At 41.5% G+C, this 17,810-nt stretch carries 16 protein-coding genes and 1 riboswitch; of the genes, 9 read left to right on the forward strand and 7 right to left on the reverse strand.

All coding sequences use genetic code 11. The annotated features are described in order from the left end of the window. Nucleotides 1-126: 126 nt before the first annotated feature. From pruA to prfB, 3 genes are all read right to left on the reverse strand, one after another. Complete coding sequence (gene pruA, locus KTO63_RS15060; RefSeq protein ID WP_217792181.1) at nucleotides 127-1,758, reverse strand: L-glutamate gamma-semialdehyde dehydrogenase; 1,632 nt, start codon at nucleotides 1,756-1,758, stop codon at nucleotides 127-129. 162 nt (nucleotides 1,759-1,920) lie between these two features. Further along, nucleotides 1,921-2,241 (reverse strand): DMT family transporter, encoded by a 321-nt coding sequence (locus tag KTO63_RS15065; protein ID WP_217792183.1) that lies wholly within the window; start codon nucleotides 2,239-2,241, stop codon nucleotides 1,921-1,923. 232 nt (nucleotides 2,242-2,473) lie between these two features. Continuing rightward, nucleotides 2,474-3,566, reverse strand: a protein-coding gene (gene prfB, locus KTO63_RS15070) for a peptide chain release factor 2 (protein ID WP_394371628.1) whose coding sequence is annotated in 2 segments (ribosomal slippage) — nucleotides 2,474-3,517 and nucleotides 3,519-3,566 — 1,092 coding nt in all. Because the reading frame shifts where the segments join, the coding sequence is not laid out codon by codon here. Nucleotides 3,567-3,852: 286 nt separating this feature from the next. Between prfB and KTO63_RS15075 the strand changes: the two genes are divergently transcribed. Then, nucleotides 3,853-6,810, forward strand: coding sequence for a discoidin domain-containing protein (locus KTO63_RS15075; protein ID WP_217792187.1), 2,958 nt, complete (start codon nucleotides 3,853-3,855; stop codon nucleotides 6,808-6,810). A gap of 239 nt (nucleotides 6,811-7,049) precedes the next feature. Here the strand turns inward: KTO63_RS15075 and KTO63_RS15080 are convergent, their stop codons facing one another. Both KTO63_RS15080 and KTO63_RS15085 read right to left on the reverse strand, forming a co-directional pair. Next, the gene (locus KTO63_RS15080; protein WP_217792189.1) at nucleotides 7,050-7,799 is read right to left on the reverse strand and encodes an SDR family NAD(P)-dependent oxidoreductase; all 750 of its coding nucleotides are present in this window, start codon (nucleotides 7,797-7,799) and stop codon (nucleotides 7,050-7,052) included. A 358-nt stretch (nucleotides 7,800-8,157) separates the two neighbouring features. Then, nucleotides 8,158-9,321 (reverse strand): serine hydrolase domain-containing protein, encoded by a 1,164-nt coding sequence (locus KTO63_RS15085; RefSeq protein ID WP_217792191.1) that lies wholly within the window; start codon nucleotides 9,319-9,321, stop codon nucleotides 8,158-8,160. 379 nt (nucleotides 9,322-9,700) lie between these two features. Between KTO63_RS15085 and KTO63_RS15090 the strand changes: the two genes are divergently transcribed. From KTO63_RS15090 to KTO63_RS15115, 6 genes are all read left to right on the forward strand, one after another. Further along, on the forward strand, nucleotides 9,701-10,234 hold the full coding sequence (locus KTO63_RS15090) for a GNAT family N-acetyltransferase (protein WP_217792194.1): 534 nt from the start codon (nucleotides 9,701-9,703) through the stop codon (nucleotides 10,232-10,234). 255 nt (nucleotides 10,235-10,489) lie between these two features. Then, nucleotides 10,490-11,449 carry a PhoH family protein gene (locus KTO63_RS15095; protein ID WP_217792196.1) on the forward strand — a complete coding sequence of 320 codons (960 nt, stop codon included), beginning with the start codon at nucleotides 10,490-10,492 and terminating at the stop codon, nucleotides 11,447-11,449. Nucleotides 11,450-11,756: 307 nt separating this feature from the next. Then, a complete protein-coding gene (locus KTO63_RS15100; RefSeq protein WP_217792198.1) occupies nucleotides 11,757-12,167 on the forward strand; it encodes a hypothetical protein in 411 nt (136 codons plus the stop codon). A gap of 95 nt (nucleotides 12,168-12,262) precedes the next feature. Continuing rightward, nucleotides 12,263-12,326, forward strand: a riboswitch (Fluoride riboswitch). Nucleotides 12,327-12,350: 24 nt separating this feature from the next. Then, the gene (locus KTO63_RS15105) at nucleotides 12,351-13,736 is read left to right on the forward strand and encodes a voltage-gated chloride channel family protein (protein WP_217792204.1); all 1,386 of its coding nucleotides are present in this window, start codon (nucleotides 12,351-12,353) and stop codon (nucleotides 13,734-13,736) included. Between the two features lie 121 nt (nucleotides 13,737-13,857). After that, the gene (locus KTO63_RS15110; RefSeq protein WP_217792206.1) at nucleotides 13,858-14,280 is read left to right on the forward strand and encodes an EamA family transporter; all 423 of its coding nucleotides are present in this window, start codon (nucleotides 13,858-13,860) and stop codon (nucleotides 14,278-14,280) included. Nucleotides 14,281-14,446: 166 nt separating this feature from the next. Then, the gene (locus KTO63_RS15115) at nucleotides 14,447-14,989 is read left to right on the forward strand and encodes an inorganic diphosphatase (RefSeq protein ID WP_217792207.1); all 543 of its coding nucleotides are present in this window, start codon (nucleotides 14,447-14,449) and stop codon (nucleotides 14,987-14,989) included. A 149-nt stretch (nucleotides 14,990-15,138) separates the two neighbouring features. On the opposite strand, the gene KTO63_RS15120 is transcribed toward KTO63_RS15115, so the two are convergent. Continuing rightward, nucleotides 15,139-15,915 (reverse strand): C40 family peptidase, encoded by a 777-nt coding sequence (locus KTO63_RS15120; protein WP_217792208.1) that lies wholly within the window; start codon nucleotides 15,913-15,915, stop codon nucleotides 15,139-15,141. A 198-nt stretch (nucleotides 15,916-16,113) separates the two neighbouring features. Between KTO63_RS15120 and KTO63_RS15125 the strand changes: the two genes are divergently transcribed. After that, nucleotides 16,114-16,680 (forward strand): RNA polymerase sigma factor, encoded by a 567-nt coding sequence (locus tag KTO63_RS15125; RefSeq protein ID WP_217792209.1) that lies wholly within the window; start codon nucleotides 16,114-16,116, stop codon nucleotides 16,678-16,680. A 29-nt stretch (nucleotides 16,681-16,709) separates the two neighbouring features. Then, nucleotides 16,710-17,075 (forward strand): hypothetical protein, encoded by a 366-nt coding sequence (locus KTO63_RS15130; protein ID WP_217792211.1) that lies wholly within the window; start codon nucleotides 16,710-16,712, stop codon nucleotides 17,073-17,075. Nucleotides 17,076-17,204: 129 nt separating this feature from the next. Here the strand turns inward: KTO63_RS15130 and KTO63_RS15135 are convergent, their stop codons facing one another. Beyond that, nucleotides 17,205-17,675 carry a nucleoside deaminase gene (locus KTO63_RS15135; RefSeq protein WP_217792212.1) on the reverse strand — a complete coding sequence of 157 codons (471 nt, stop codon included), beginning with the start codon at nucleotides 17,673-17,675 and terminating at the stop codon, nucleotides 17,205-17,207. Nucleotides 17,676-17,810: the final 135 nt, after the last annotated feature.

Consider the following 17,810-nt stretch of genomic DNA (forward strand, 5'->3'; position numbering starts at 1 on the left):
TTTTTTTTATTTAATCAACGTGCCTTATTGATCAATTTTATCATTGGTAAGTACATATAATAAAAACGCTGACTGAACTAACTTATCTGTGTAAATCAGTCCAATCAGCGCCATCTGCGTGCTAACTTATTGCTCGTTCAGGAATGGATAACGGTAATCCACAGGCGGATTAAAGGTTTCCTTGATTGTTCTTGCACTTAACCAGCGGTAAAGGTTCAGTTGAGAACCGGCTTTATCGTTGGTTCCGCTTGCTCTTGCACCGCCAAATGGTTGCTGGCCCACTACGGCGCCAGTCGGCTTATCATTCACATAGAAGTTACCGGCAGCATTGCGCAATTTGTTTGTTGCCAGGTCGATCGCAGCTTTATCCTGCGCAAATATTGAACCTGTTAATGCATATGGAGAAGTAGCATCAACCAGTGCCAATGTTTTTTCATACTGATCCGCATCGTAAGTGTAGATCGTAAGCACTGGCCCGAAGATCTCTTCACACATTGTTACATATTTTGGATCAGTTGTTTCGATCACTGTTGGCTCGATGAAATATCCTTTTCTTCTGTCGCAATTACCACCCACAAGAATTTTTGCTTTCTTGTCTTTTTTCGCGTTGTCGATATATTTTTTAATCTTTTCGTAGCTTCTCTGGTCGATCACCGCATTGATGAAGTTGGTGAAATCTTCGACTGTTCCCATCTTCATGCTTTTAACCTGCGCTACAAGTTTGTTTTTTACTTCGGCGGCAATGTTAGAAGGGATGTACGCTCTTGAAGCCGCAGAACATTTTTGCCCCTGGAATTCAAAAGCACCTCTTGCCAACGCAGTTGCTACCGCATCCGGATTTGCGCTTTTGTGCGCCACTACGAAGTCTTTACCACCTGTTTCCCCTACAATGCGCGGATAGCTTTTGTATCTGCTCATGTTCTCTCCTATTGTCTTCCACATAGTATTGAAAACACCTGTAGAACCGGTGAAGTGAACGCCCGCAAATTCTGGGTGGTTGAAACAAATTTCACCAAGGGTTGGGCCTGGAACGTAAATCAGGTTGATAACGCCATCTGGCAAACCAGCCTCTTTCAAAATGCGCATGAACATTTGGGCAGAGTAAATTTGCGTTTCAGCACATTTCCAAACCACTACGTTGCCGCACATTGCTGCAGATGTTGGCAGGTTACCACCAATTGCAGTAAAGTTGAACGGAGTTACTGCCAATACAAAACCTTCAAGCGGTCTGTATTCAAGGCGGTTGTGAATGCCGGGAGAACTGATCGGCTGCTGGCGATAAATTTCACTCAAGTAGTGAACGTTAAAACGAAGGAAGTCGATGATTTCGCAAGCGCTGTCGATCTCAGCCTGGTAAGCATTTTTGCTTTGTCCAAGCATCGTTGTTCCGTTCATGTAAGAACGGTATTTTGTTGCGATAAGATCTGCTGCTTTTAAAAAGATGGCAGCTCTGTTTTCCCAGCTGATATTTGACCATTCTTCTTTTGCTTTCAAGGCAGAATCGATGGCTTGTCTGATATGTTTTTCTTCACCTGCGTGGTAGTGACCAAGTGTGAACGCGATTTCGTGAGGGGGATGAATGGCAACTTTGTTACCTGTTCTAACTGCTTTGCCGCCAATGTACATTGGAATGTCGATCTCTTTCTTCTTCAGTTCCGCCAATGTTTTTTTCAGTGTTTCTTTTTCCGGTGAACCCGGTGCGTAGTTTAACACCGGCTCGTTTACCGGCAAAGGATAATTGAAATAGCCGTAACTCATGTTTAATTCTGTTTTTAGTTATGTATAGCTGAAATCCAATAATTCTGCAAAAATAAGCAATGTTTGTTTGGTGCGTGTACGAAGTACGATGTATGGTGTACGAATTTGTTTATGATGTTGCTCCCGAACGAATCTCGAACATCGTACGTCGTACGTCGTCCATCAATGTTTTGAGACCACTTTTAACCCGATGATTGACATAATCAGCGTGCACAAAAAGAATATGCGCCAGAAACTATATGGTTCTTTAAAATAAAGAATGCCGATCAGCACAGTTCCTGCCGCACCAATTCCTGTCCATACTGCGTAAGCTGTTCCAATTGGCAATGTCTTTACCGCCTGGCTCAGCAATATCGCACTCATCACGTAAAAGAACACAAATGCGATTGTCCACTTAACATTCGAAAATCCTTCCGTCAATTTTAAACAACTCGCAAATGCAATTTCGCAGGCACTTGCGAGAATTAAGAAAATCCAAGCCATGGATAATTAATAATTAATAATTAACAATTAATAACTCTCCGGTACAACGCAGCAATTCTTGTTAATATAGAATGCTTAATATTTGATATCGGGGGTATTGCTACTATCGAACTTTAGTTGCGTCGCACACTTGTACATTAGTAATTCTATTGAGCAAAAACCTTCGTCAACGCCTCTTAATAATTATCAATAATAAAGACTGACCGCACTATTAATTCTTAATTATTAATTATTAATTGCTCTCTTCCTTCTCGCTCATCAAATACGCCTTAATAAATCCATCCAGTTCGCCATCCATCACCGGTTGTACGTTGCCTACTTCATAATCGGTGCGGTGATCTTTGATCATTTTGTAAGGATGGAAAACATAGCTCCTGATCTGGCTGCCCCACTCGATCTTTTTCTTGGATGAGTTGGCCGCATTTTTTATGGCTTCACGTTTCCGCATTTCTTCTTCATACAAGCGGCTCTTCAACATCGTCATTGCCTTCTCACGGTTTTCACCCTGCGTACGAGCCTGTTGACACTCCACGATGATTCCGGTTGGTTTGTGTGTTAAACGCACCGCAGTTTCCACCTTGTTTACGTTCTGCCCGCCTGCTCCGCCACTACGGAAGAAGGCCCATTCAATATCACCCGGATTGACTTCAATTTCAATGGTATCATCAATCAACGGATACACATATACACTGGCGAAAGATGTGTGCCTTCTGGCATTGCTGTCAAACGGTGAAATACGTACCAACCTGTGAACGCCGCTCTCTGCTTTTAAAAAGCCGTAAGCAAAAGGACCGTCGAATTGTAGTGTCGCACTTTTAATACCGGCACCATCGCCATCCTGCCAGTCGAGCTGGGTAACGCTCCAACCCTGCTTTTCGCCATACATGCGATACATGCGGGCAAGCATTTCCGCCCAATCCTGGCTCTCTGTACCACCTGCGCCGCTATTGATTTGCAAAACGGCAGGCAGTTCGTCTTCCGGTTGGTTAAGTGTGCTCTTGAACTCTGCATCTTCAATTTCTTTCAATGCATTTTCATACGCTGATTTTACTTCTTCTTCGGATGCCTCGCCTTCTTTCCAGAAATCAAAAAGTACCGCAAAATCTTCTACCGTGGTTTGCACTTTTTCAAACAAACCCACCCAATATTCATGTACCTTAATTTCCTTTAAAATGGCTGTTGCACGTTCATTATCGTCCCAAAAACCGGGACTCAATGTCATTTGCTTGTCTTGCTGGATCTTGTCTTGTCGGTTAGCGACGTCAAAGAAACCTCCTCAGGACGCTAACGCGCTCCCTCATAACCTTAATTTGTTCTATTGTCATAGCGGGCGAAGTTAAGCAATAACTGAATAACTGAGTAACTGAATAAACTGAGTGTTCCCAATGCAAAACGCCTTTCAACAATGAGCCCTTCAGTTATTCAATTATTCGGTTACTCAGCATAATATAGTCCATCATTTCGATAATATTTTGAAGCCTTCTCCAGCATGTAAAAAATAACTTGCGAACCATTGTTATTCATTTTAATGTCAGCCATATGCCTTGATTACACCTTCGCATTCGTTTCACTCAAACCATTTTAACACAACGAAAACCAACAGCATTCCATATGTACAGAAAAGTTCTACGCAAACAGCTCGGATTATTATTACTCGCCCAGGCCCTTGTATTTGGTCGTATCAATGCACAATCAACAGTATTGTCATTGAACAGCGATAATGCACAAATCGCCTGGAAAGTGAAAGCACAACAGGATGTAAAGGACGAGGTCGAAAAAATCTGTTCACAAAATTATCCGCAGACCGATTGGGTGAAAGCCATTGTTCCCGGAACGGTATTCGCATCATATGTGGCGGCAGGTTTGGAGAAAGACCCAAACTTTGGTGACAACATTCAAAAAGTTGATAAAGCAAAATATGACCGAAACTTTTGGTACCGTGCAGAGATCAATGTTCCGGATAATTTCAGGAATGTAAAAACCTACGTCAACTTTGATGGCATCAATCGAAAAGCGGATGTTTACTTTAACGGTACGAGAATCGGTGCCCTTGATGGCTTTATGCAGCGCGGCAATTTTGACATTACCGATCTGATAAGAAAGAATGAGAAAAATATTGTTGCAGTGTTGGTGTACTGGCCACAGCCACCTTTGGGCAACTATGCAAGCCCCACTTATATTTCCAGCGGCGGATGGGATTGGATGCCCTATGTACCGGGATTGAATATGGGTATTACGGACAAAGTTTTTCTGCAAAACGCGGGAACCATTACCCTTAAAGACCCGTGGATGAAAACCAACCTGCCTTCGAATGGCAGAGCTGATCTTTCATTGTCTGTTGAAGTAAAAAACGACAGTGACAAACAACAGCAGGGCATTATCAAAGGAACGATACAGCCGGGTAACATTTCATTTTTACAAAAATTTTCCATTGATGCCAACAATACTGATGAAGTAAAAATCGATTACAGGAAGTTTCCCCAGTTGATCATCAATAACCCAAAGCTTTGGTGGCCCAACGGTTACGGCGATCCTAATTTATATACCTGCAAATTGAATGTTGAAATAAACGGGGTCGTTTCGGATGCTAAAGATTTTTCTTTCGGTATAAAAAAATATAGTTACGACACATTGGGCGGTGTACTACACGTGTTCATCAATGGCACCAAATTATTTTTGAAAGGTGGCAACTGGGGAATGTCGGAATATATGCAACGTTGCAAAGGCCGCGAATATGATTTGAAAGTAAGGCTGCACAAAGAGATGAACTATAACATCATTCGCAACTGGATCGGATCTACTACGGATGAAGAGTTTTACGAAGCCTGTGACAAATACGGCATCATGATATGGGATGATTTCTGGCTGAATGCAAATCCAAATCTTCCACGTGACATCAATGTGTTTAATGCGAATGTTATTGAAAAAATAAAGCGTCGCAGAAACCATCCTGCCGTTGCGGTTTGGTGTGGTGATAATGAAGGCTGGCCCGAGCCGCCGTTGAGCAATTGGATCAAAGAAGACATTCGCGTTTTTGATAACAACGAAAGATACTGGCAACCAAACTCCCACGCCGACAACCTCACGGGCAGCGGCTTTTGGGGCAACCAGGATCCGCGATACTATTTCACTGCTTATCCAAAAGCAATCGGCGGCAACAAAGGTTGGGGACTGCGCACAGAAACAGGAACGGCTGTGTTTACAAACTTTGAAAGCTTTAAGAAGTTTATGCCGGAGGACAAATGGTGGCCGCGCAATGATATGTGGAACACGCACTACTTCGGTCAATCAGCGTTCAATGCAACACCTGATTATTATGAAGAATGCCTGAACGAAAAATATGGCAAAGCAACTGGCATTGAAGATTTTTGCCGCAAGGCGCAATTCTTAAACATTGAAACAAACAAGGCGATGTACGAGGGTTGGCTTGATCATATGTGGGAAGATGCTTCAGGTATCATGATCTGGATGAGTCAATCATCTTATCCCTCTATGGTTTGGCAAACCTATGATTACTACTACGATCTTACCGGCGCTTACTGGGGCGTAAAGAAGGCCTGCGAGCCTTTGCATATTCAATGGAACCCGGCGACGGATACGATTAAAGTAGTGAATACAACGGCGCAAAATTTTACAGGTTTAACTGCGGAAGCAAGTCTGTACAATATGGATGGCAAGTCTGTGCAACACTACGGCGCAACAAAGAAAATTGAATCACCATCGAATAGTGCCGTCAATTGTTTTTCCATTCCTTTTGGTCATGCGAAAAATGATTTGGCACTGCACAAAAAAGTTTACGCTTCTTCTACCAACTATGGCGATCCGTCGATGTTAACCGACAATGACCCGAACACAAGATGGTCAAGTAATTCAACGGATGAAGAATGGTTGTATGTTGATCTTGGAGACGTGAAAGATGTTGCCGGGGTCGGTTTGAACTGGCAGGATGCCTATGCTCAGTCTTTCAAAATATTTGTATCCACAGATGCAATAAAATGGAAAGAAGTGTATGCAACAAGCGAAGGTGAAGCGGGAGAAAAAGACATTTTCTTTGCGGAAGAAAAAGCCCGTTATGTAAAGGTGCAAGGGCTTGAACGCGGCACTTACTGGGGGTATTCACTTTGGGATATGAAAGTGTATGAAGGCAACACAAAAAGTGAAGGCTTGAGCGACGTACATTTCATAAAACTAAAATTGACGGACGATAAAGGGAAAGTAGTGTCGGACAATTTTTATTGGAGAGGCAATAGCAGAAAGGATTTCACAGCATTGAACAAACTTTCAAAAGTAAATTTGAAGGTTACTTCAAAAACAAAAAAAGAGAATGGCCAATACACTATCTCAGCTCAAATAAGCAATCCGATTTCATCACCGTGCATTGCTTTTGGCATTCGTGTACAAGCTGTAAATAGCTCAACTGGCAATCAAATTTTGCCGTCTATCATGAACGACAATTATTTCTCGCTAATGCCCGGAGAGTCAAAGGATATACAAATTGCATTCGATGAAAGCGCCATCGGAAAAGATGCTGCGCAATTGAAGGTGGAAACGTATAACAACATGAAGTAAGCAGAGAGAGCACACAGATGACGCGGATTAGACGGATTTACACGGATCTTTTGTTGAATGATTTATTAGCCTCTGTTTGATAAAATTTAGAAATAGAAAAGGATTTGAAATCTTGACTAGTCAACAAATTTTCGAATCCTTTTTATTTTAGTATTTCACTATTTATCAAGCTAACAGCAAGCACGAAAAAAATCTGTGTAAATCCGTCTAATCCGTGTCATCTGTGTGCCATCAAATGCCTACTGCGCCAGGTATGCACCATCAACAGGATAATACGCACCTGTGATGAATGATGCTTTTGGCGAGCTTAAGAACAGTACAAGCTCAGCTACTTCCTCAGGCTTACCCAATCTGCCGATTGGATGCAAACTCACCAATCCGTCGTGCGCCTGTTTATCCATTCCCTGCAGCAAAGGTGTTTCAATAAAACCGGGGCCTACTGCATTCACACGAATGTTCTTACTGCCGTATTCAATTGCCGCAGTTTTTGTTGCACCTACCACTCCATGTTTCGCGGCAACATAAGCTACAGAGCCTCTAAACCCTGCCTGACCTAAAATTGATGCCATGTTTACAATGGCGCCTTCTCCTGCTTTTAGCATGGCTGGTATTTGGTAGCGCATGCCATAGAAAACACCTGACAGGTTAATGCCTATCACCTTTTCCCAGCCATCTACCGGGTATTCTCCTACCGGTGCAGATGGGCCACCAATACCTGCATTGTTGCACGCAATGTGCAATGCTCCATACTTCTCTACGGTTTTATTGACCAGCGCTTCATTGTCGGCTGCTTTTGAAGTATCGGCTTTCACAAAGAACGCTTCACCACCCTTTTTCTTGATCTCGTCTACGGTTTCATTACCGCCTTTTTCATTGATATCAGATACTACCACCTTCGCTCCTTCTGCTGCATACAAGTATGCCACTTCACGTCCGATACCGGATCCTGCTCCTGTTACGAGTGCTATTTTACCTTCTAACTGTTTCATAAATTCTCCTTTTCTTTATAAGGTCTTATAATTGACTTGCTTCAAAAAATGAAGACAAGTCTATTTACCATTATCAAATGAGGTCGATATAATGTTTACTACAATTGCTGTAGTATTATCTTTATCTGTGCAGATTTCTTAAATAGCTAAGTGAGAATTGCAATTATTTGATGGTGCAAATTTACGCCGGAAAATTGGGCGAGAGTGGTCAAAGAATGTTAAAACTCCTTGTTGCCTGAATACCTGCATTTTAAAGAATGACTGAACAACTGAATAATTGAATAACTGAAAGTTCCGGTTTGCACAAACTCTTAATTTTACAACCATTCAGTTATTCAATTATTCAGTTACTCAGTCATTAGAACAGATCAATGTTCGCTGCTGGCCATTGCGTGTCTTTATTGTTTACAACGGACCAAATAATATTATCGAGATCGGTTAGATAATTTGCATCAGTGCTGCGGGAGTTGCAAAGGATTGTCCAGCAGAAGCCACCACCCGTTCTTACAATTTCACTGCTTGAGCCGGGAAGATTGCCGATGTTTGTCCAGTTGTCGCCGTTCACAAACCAGCCGCTTGCATAGTTTGAACCGGCGGGAGGCATTGTTATGGCTTGCAAAGAAGCACTGGTTAACAAATCCGCTTTTGAGGTAAAGCCATCTGTACTTACTAAAAATTTCAAAATATCCTGCGCGTTTGCGAGCCATCCCGCATCTGCATCCATGCGCGCAATGTTAAAGCCATATGGGTCTTCATCGCTGTAGCCGTAGTAAGTTACTTCATTTTGTTTGCGGTCTTTCTTTGTGTTTCCCGCGATTTGCATGTCGCCGATACCGCAAGGTTCCAGCACTTTCACTTTTACATAGTCTTTGTAAGAAACGTTAGTAATTTTTTCTATTATTCTTCCCAATAAAAAATAGGTAAAGTTCGATGACAAATATGTTGTTCCGGGAGCAACTGTCAGAGGCCTGTTATCCAATGTCCATGAAACAAGCTGCGAAGCATTATAGTCTGAATGAACATACATAGGATCTTCGCCATCAGCCGGCCAGCCTGTTGTTTCCTGCATAAGATCGCGAACAGTTATGCCTTGCAGATTGGTGTTGTACGGTTGCGTTCCGTAAGTGGTTCCGAGAACGCCATCTGCGCCAAATACTTTTGTATCGAGGGTAAGCCTTTTATCTTCCACCAATTTCATAATGGCAACAGCTGTAAACGTTTTGCTTAAGCCTGTAATTCTAAATAGGCTGGACCCTGTTACGGAGGTTTTGGAAGTTGCATCCGCAAAACCATAGCCTTTGAGGTAAACCATTTTTCCGTTCCTGGAAATGGCGAGTGCAGCGCCGGGAATATTGTATTTTCTCATAAAGCTGCTAATGGCACTATCTACTTTGAGATTAGGAACCTGTTGGCTGATGCCAGAGTTGAGTGCATTGGATGTAGCGTTATTAGTGGAGTCTGATTTTGAGCAGGCTTCAAAAGTTATTATTGCGCACAGCAATAAAAAGGGACAGGCTTTCATACACTGAGGTTTAATCTTTAATCAATCTGTTAGCCCATGGATATTTGCATAGTTTCCCAAAATGGAATTGGATGTCCGTAAAGATTGTAGACGAGGAAAATCTTCAAGTTGGTAGAATGAGAGAGTCTTTTTTGCTCGCGCAAAAACGGAAGTTGAAAGAGTCGATCAGCCAAAAAAGTAACGTTAATTCTCTATTAACAAATTACAGAAAAAAGAGTTCAATTGCAAGGGGATTTTTTTGGAAAATACTGAATGCTAAACGCCTAACGCTTAACGCTGCCGAAAGTCGACGTTCACATGCGTTTAGCGTTATGCATTAGGCATTCAGCCTTACAATTTCTTAACTCGTTTTTTAACCATTTTATCTTAAATTGCATATATGATGGATGTTCTTTTTTCTACTGCCCGCTTGTATTTCAGGCTGTTTCGTGAGGGCGACGAGCAAATCCTTTTTGATCTTAATTCGGATGAAGAAGTTGTGAAATTTACAGGAAACGCTTCAATGAAAGATCTCGCAGAAGCACATGATGTGCTAGTGAACATCATTTTACCACAATATTTAATGGGCTTTGGCAGATGGGCCGTTTACCGCAAGGAAGATGATGCATTTCTTGGTTGGTGCGGACTCAAAAAGATCGATGACCATAACATTGATCTGGGCTATCGCTTTTTTCGTAAATATTGGGGAAAAGGTTACGCGACCGAAGCCGCAATTGCTGTACTGGAATATGGTTTCAACAAACTAAATGTCGACAAGGTAGTTGCACACGCGATGGTAGAAAATAAAAATTCGATTAAAATATTAGACAAGTTCTTACAAAGAACAAAAATTATAAAGGAGGAAAACAAGGATGTACAATGTTTTGAAGTAACGAGAGAGATGTTCTTTGAAAAGTTGAGAGTTGAGAGTTGAAAGTTGAAAATGGAAAGTGAATTCATTTTGGAATGTCCACAAGCATGCACAGTCTATCAACTTATAACTGCTAATAACCAACAACTTCTTCAAAAGAATATCCACAACTGGGGATAAATGAAAATTGGAATGAATAAAACCAACAATTAAATTTGGATAAAGGCTGGAACATCGTTAGTAACGATAAATACTACAAAGTTCATCGGCCTCCCGCCTCAGTTCAAATAACTATTTTAGAACTTAAACTGAACCACTTTGACTGAAACAATTATTAACCTGGAAACCGTTAACCCCATTGAGTTTTTTGGTGTTAACAACGGAAAACTAGACATTCTAAAGAAAAAATTTCCATTACTAAAAATCCTTTCAAGAGGAACACAGATCAAACTAAGTGGCGCTCCGGAACAAATTGAATCAGCTAAAGAAAAAATTGAATTGCTGGTGCAATATCTGCAGCGAAACGGGCACATGAGCGAAAACTATTTCGAACAGATCCTGGGTGGCGACGATCAGGAAACAATCGATCATTTTGTTGATCGCAATCCTAACGACGTGTTGGTTTTCGGACCAAACGGCAAAACGGTCAGAGCCCGTACAGCGAATCAGAAAAGAATGGTTTCTGCAACAGACAAGAATGACATTTTATTTGCAATCGGACCTGCCGGTACAGGTAAAACATATACCGCAGTAGCATTGGCGGTACGTGCCCTGAAGAACAAGCAGGTGAAAAAGATCATTCTTACGCGTCCCGCAGTAGAAGCGGGAGAAAGCCTTGGTTTCTTACCTGGCGATTTAAAAGAAAAGATCGATCCATATCTGCGTCCATTGTATGATGCTTTGGACGATATGATACCAGCCGACAAACTTGGCTACTATATGACTACAAGAACCATTGAAATTGCACCGCTTGCTTACATGCGCGGTCGTACGCTGGATAACGCTTTCATCATTCTTGATGAGGCACAGAACGCTACCGACCTGCAATTGAAAATGTTCCTTACCCGTATCGGAGCCAATGCAAAGGCGATCATTACCGGCGATATGACGCAGGTCGATCTTCCTAAAAACCAAAGGAGCGGATTAGAAAAGGCCGTGCGCATTCTTAACAATGTTGACGGCATCGCCCACATCGAGCTTGACGAAGAAGACGTTGTTCGTCACAGATTGGTTAAAGCGATCATCAGGGCGTATGAAAGGGACAATCAGACAAGTTGAGAATGGAGAATGGAGAGTTGAGAGTTAGCTTACTGTTCAGTTCTGGTTTCCATTTTGCTCAACTGATTTTATGAATTTCTAAAAATAACATTAAGCAGCGGGCCGTTTGGTCTGCTGCTTTTTTTATGGCTACTATTCAAACTTTCGATTTTTATCGCAAATAACGTAACTAGTCGAGTGCGACTCACCTTTAATGCCAGCCACTTTCAGCTTCAACTTTCAATTCCTAACTTAAACTAAACTCTCCACTCTCAACTTTCAACTCTCCACTAAAAAAACCTATGTTTGCACATATAACAACCGGGTTATGAAAAAATTACTTCTATTTTTTGCCATTTCTTCCGCACTTTTTGCCTGTGGCAGCAATTCGAACGCAGGTCTTGAAAAAGCAGAAGATGCCCAGGATGCCGGCAGACTTTTTATCCGTGCGTCGCTAGATGGCGATTACGACAGAGCAATGAATTACATGCTGAAGGATTCTATGAACGTAATGATCCTGAGAAAATGGAAAGATGAGAATTACGATAAATTAAGCAACGAGAACAAAATCAATTACAAGAACGCAAACATCCTTCCCATTAAGATCGAAAACGTTAGCGATTCTATTGTGAGCTACGCTTATACCAATACTTTTAAAAGAAACGATACAACTGTATTGTTCATCATTCGTTCAAACGGAGATTGGAAAGTAGATTTGAAGAAAATACACAGGTACTAATTGAGAGTGGAGAAGGGAGAGTTGAGAGTTATGGTTTATAAAGCAACTTGCATCAGAAAACAAATCACTCTCAACTTTCAACTATCAACTCTCCATTAAAAAAGGGAAATGGTGTCTTCCCTACCCAACCGCTGCAAAGCTGATGGCGCCTACAATAGTTAAACAAATAAAACATTTGTAGGTATGTCGTTTTACTCCAACTTAAAAGAAAGATTTCCCGGTTCTTTACGTTTAGTCATTCTCTTATTGCAGGTCGTTCCCATTTCAATCTGCATTGGTTCGGCGGTCGCACTTTTCCTTTGGCTGCTGGACAAAGCCACCACAACCAGGCAACAATTTCCGTGGTTATTGTTTTTACTTCCTTTGGGTGGATTGCTTATTCATTTCCTGTACAAAAGCATTGGAAAAAATGCAGAGAAAGGAAATAATTTATTGATAGAAGAAATTCACGAACCGTCTGCCGGAATTCCTAAAAGAATGGCTCCACTGGTACTTTTCAGCACAATCGTTACACATTTATTTGGAGGCTCCGCGGGTCGCGAAGGAACCGCTGTGCAAATGGGCGGCAGTATTTCTGCAGCCATTGCAGGCTGGTTCAGAACAACTGATAAAGATTCACTTCAAATACTGCTGACGGCTGGCATTGCAGCGGGTTTCGGAGCGGTATTTGGCACCCCAGTAACCGGCGCTATTTTCGCCATGGAAGTGCTCACCATTGGCCGCATTCGCTACAATGCTTTACTACCCTGTATTTTCGCTGCCATCATTGCGAACTACACATGTAGCGTATGGGGCATTCATCACACGCAATATCACATCCTGTTTAAAAATACGCTGCAATATTTTTCTGCTGATTCATTCCAATTGCTTTGGAAAATTGTTGTAAGCGCCATCGCATTCGGACTGGCGGCATTTCTGTTTGCCGATCTTACCTCGTTCCTAAAGAAAACGTTTCAACGATTCATAAAGATCGATTGGTTCATACCGGTGGTAGGTGCGATCATCATTATCGTATTGACATATATTTTAGGCACCGATGATTATTTGGGTCTTGGTGTTACAAGTCCAAACCCCAATGGTGTAAGCATTGTAAATGCATTCAATGAAGGTGGCGCAACATATTTCAGTTGGTTTTGGAAACTATTGTTCACAGCCATTACATTAAGCAGCGGCTTTAAAGGCGGTGAAGTGACACCTCTGTTTTTCATTGGTGCAGCTCTTGGAAATACGCTTGCAATTCTCTTTCATGCGCCCGTAGATCTTTTTGCGGCGCTCGGTTTTATTGCCGTATTTGCAGCAGCCACCAACACTCCTATTGCCTGTACCATTATGGGTGTAGAGCTTTTCGGGGGCGAGCATATTTTATTCTTTGCACTCGCATGTTTCATCTCTTACTTTTTCAGCGGGCATTCAGGCATTTATTCTTCCCAAAAAATTGGTGTTGCCAAACTCGGTAGCCCGTACGCCGGAGAAAAAAATCTTTCAGAATCATTCTCAAGAAGAAGGAAGGTTGTGGCTGCCATATTAGACAAGTTGAGAAAGCAAAAACAGAAAAATAAACCGAGTTGAGAGTGGAGAGTGGAGAATTGAGAGTTGCTGCAGTGAAAATTTCTGCAATCAAAGAACTCTCAACTCTCAACTAATTTTCAATTTCTCTTCCACTTTCTTGCCTACTTTTAGAAAAAAAACCATGCCTTCCTGGTTAATATTCGCCATTCTTTCTGCCGTATTTGCAGCGCTAACAGCCATTTTCGCGAAAGCGGGATTAAAAGACATCAACAGCGACCTGGCTATGGCCATTCGCACGGTGATCATTCTTTTCATTGCCTGGGGAATCGTATTCTTTCGCGGTTATACCAGTCAGATCAGTTCGCTCACGAAGAATAACTGGATATTTCTTATTCTTTCCGCAGTTGCTACTGGACTGTCGTGGATATTCTATTTCAGAGCCCTGCAGGTCGGTAAAGTAGCAGCCGTAAGTGCTATTGATAAGGGCAGTATTGTGTTGACGGTGCTGCTTGCTTTTGTCTTTTTAAAGGAGCCGATTACACTTAAAACGGCCATTGCCATTACCTTGATAGCCGCAGGAATGCTGATAATGGCGATTAAATAAAAGTGCAAAACGGTTAGATTTTTTTCAAAAAAACCGCTAAAGCTGTCTGTTTTACTGATTTTCATGCCGTTTATACATAATTAATACTTAATGATACATTATTAATATTCCATTGTTACTTGTTCATTTTTGACGTAGGTTTGCACCTCGTAATTAAAAAATGAATATGCTAACTGTATCACATCCATGGCACGGCGTATCCTATGGTGAAAATGCGCCCAGAGTTGTAACGGCTGTTATTGAAATTCCACAAGGTTCAAGGGCGAAGTATGAAATTGACAAAGAGAGTGGCTTATTGAAACTTGACCGTGTTATTTATTCTTCTTTCTACTATCCATGTAATTATGGATTTATTCCTCAAACATTTGGCGACGATAAAGATCCACTGGATATACTGGTGATCACTTCACTTCCAGTTGTGCCTATGTGCTTGATGGAAGCAAAAGTTATCGGTGTTATGCAAATGATCGATGGCGGCGATGCGGATGATAAAATCATTGCTGTTGCGGCAAACGATCCCGGTGTTAACCACTACAACAATATTGAAGAATTGCCTAAACACTTCTTTAGCGAACTGCGTCACTTCTTCGAAGAATATAAAACGCTTGAAAACAAAACTGTAAGCGTAGAAGAGTTCCAGGATAAAACAAGAGCGCTTGCTATTGTGGAAGAAGGAATTGAGAACTATAAGAAGCTTTTTAAGAAGTAATTAATAATTAATAAAGAATAATTAATAGGGCATCATTCATTACTGAGTGGTGCCCATTTTTATTCCTGAATATTTAGACTACTAGCTATCCTTTTCTCGGGCACCCTATTAATTCTTAATTATTAATTATTAATTTATTTTGCGATTGATTATTCCTCAAAATACCGCTTTATAATCCTCAACTGATGCGTTCTCTGGGCTGTTTCGCTGTTTACGATTCCCTGACTGTCTATTTTATCAACGCGCACTTTGCCAGAGGCATGGATGATTTCGTGAGCATTCAATAAGATGCCAACATGCGTGATTCTTCTGTCCTCGTTGTCAAAGAAAGCGAGATCACCGCATTTTGCTTCCTGCAAAAAGCCCACTATTTCGCCCTGTGTTGCTTGCTGATAGGTGTCGCGCAACAACGGAATACCGATGAACTTATAAACCGTTTGCGCAAAGCCACTGCAATCAATTCCAAATATGCTTTTACCACCCCACAAATATGGCGTGTTATAAAATTTGAAGGCGAGCTGCTTGATGATTTTGCCTGAAGGCTTTATCTCATAAGGGTCCCAGGTCTTTCCTTTATAGTGAACACTATTCCGACGCCAAAGCGCATTCCCGTTTTTCATAGCGGTAAGACTGCTGCCAAATGGCACCATCATTTGATGGCCGTTATATTCCAATTCATTCACCCATTCAGGTGTAAGATGTCTTTCTCCTTTTCTAAATTGATCTTCATCTATGGATGTTACGTGGCTGTCCTGGCACCAGCCTTCATAATTGTCGTACTGACAACGAATTTTTATCCAGTGGTCCTTTTCACGCTCCAAAATTTGACAAGGCTCTCCAAACAATTGCTGGGTAACCATTTCACTTCGGTGTGAAGGTTCTGCACGTAAGGGGCTAACAGGCACACAACATACTGCGTAAGGCATATTCGAATTCTTCTTTTATACTTTTTTATGGAATTTGCACGTTCTATGCATCTTAAAGATAGATGAAATGAGCATGACAACAATGTTGCCATGCAAAAGAAATTCATTTTCATGCGAATTCCCTGCCCGTTCGATCAGGTGGGCATCTGGTCAAAATAGGATAACAAATAAACAGATGAAAAAACATAATTTCAGCCGGTGAACGATAACAGATTTCAACATATCGCAGACAGTTCGTTATTAGAGAATTTCTACAAAGACAGGAATAACAAATGGCTTGGTATTTTGCTGGAGCGTTATACAATGCTGCTGTTTGGTGTATGCATGAAATATTTGAAAGATGAGGATGAGGCGAAAGATGCAACACAACAGGTTTTTCTGAAAGCCATTACAGAACTGCAGAAATACAAGGTTGACTATTTCAAATCATGGCTGTATATGGTGGCCAAAAACCATTGCCTTATGCAACTGCGCAACGCAGGAAAAATACCTGTTAGCATTAACGAGAATATGCCACTGCCGAGCGATGAACCGGCCGTGGAGCAAATGATAGAAAAAGAGAAAACCTACAACCGCCTGCAGGAAGCGCTTACTCATTTAAGCAAAGAACAACAGCAATGCGTAACTTTGTTCTATCTTGAAAAGAAATCGTACCAGCAAATTGCCGATGATACGGGCTTTTCCCTGATGCAGGTAAAGAGCTTTATCCAGAATGGCAAACGCAATCTGAAACTCATGCTGGAGAGCAATAACACAAGAAAATGATTAGTTGAACGTTTGTATTATGAAGTGAAATGAAACCTGATTTAATTAACATATTGAGCAATAGCAATAAAGACATTGATAACCAGCAACTGATGGATTATATCAGCGGCAAGCTATCCGAGGCTGAAAAGCATGCGATAGAAGAAGATACGGTTGACAATGACTTTATGAATGATGCAATGGAGGGGCTGCAATCGTTTAAGGACAATAAAAAAATAAACTTTTTTGTTGATCAGATAAACAATGACCTGCACAAAAGGCTGGGCGAAAAAAAGGCAAGAAAAAACAAGCGCCGGCTGAAGGAAGAACCGTGGATCTATATGGCTGTGGTGATCGTTTTGGTGCTGATTGTATTGGCGTACGTGGTGATACACAATTTGCCGAAGGCGAATTAATAATTAATAATTAACAGGGGCAACATTCACTATTGAATGTTGCCCCTGTTAATTTGGACACAGAACAAGGTTGAATGAACCTTATGATGTGACACCTCTTAATTCTTAATTATTAATTATTAATTTTCCTCAATACTCCACCTTCCCTTCCTTTCCTTTCCATGCTTCAAAAACAAGCTTTGCTTTTTCTCTGCCAAGTTGCACCATGGGAATGCGACGATGCTGAACTTCCTTATTGATCTCGGTGTAAATGAAGGAATCATCAAAGCCTGCATCGGCGGCATCTTCATGGGTACTGGCAAAGTAGACTTTCTTTGGTCTCGCCCAGTAGATGGCGCCAAGACACATAGGGCAAGGCTCGCATGAAGTATATATTTCACAACCCTCGAGTTGAAATGAATTAAGATTCTTGCAGGCGTCTCTTATTGCCACCACTTCTGCATGTGCCGTAGGATCGTTGGTAGACGTAACCCTATTCCATCCCTCTCCTATTACCTTCCCGTCTTTTACAATCACACAACCGAAAGGACCGCCCTCGTTGGTTGAAATGCTTTTTTCCGAAAGCCTGATCGCCATCTCCATAAAATCTTTCTCTTCCATGTTTCTTTTTTATAAAGATAATTCATTTAAACGCCGTCAAATTTTACCGTATTTCTACGAGAGTAATTTTCCCCAGTGAGCACTAACGGTTATCATCACCTTTGATTGTTGGGATTCTACCCTCTCGGATAAGTG

Source organism: Pinibacter aurantiacus (genome assembly GCF_019130065.1).
Lineage (GTDB): Bacteria > Bacteroidota > Bacteroidia > Chitinophagales > Chitinophagaceae > Pinibacter > Pinibacter aurantiacus.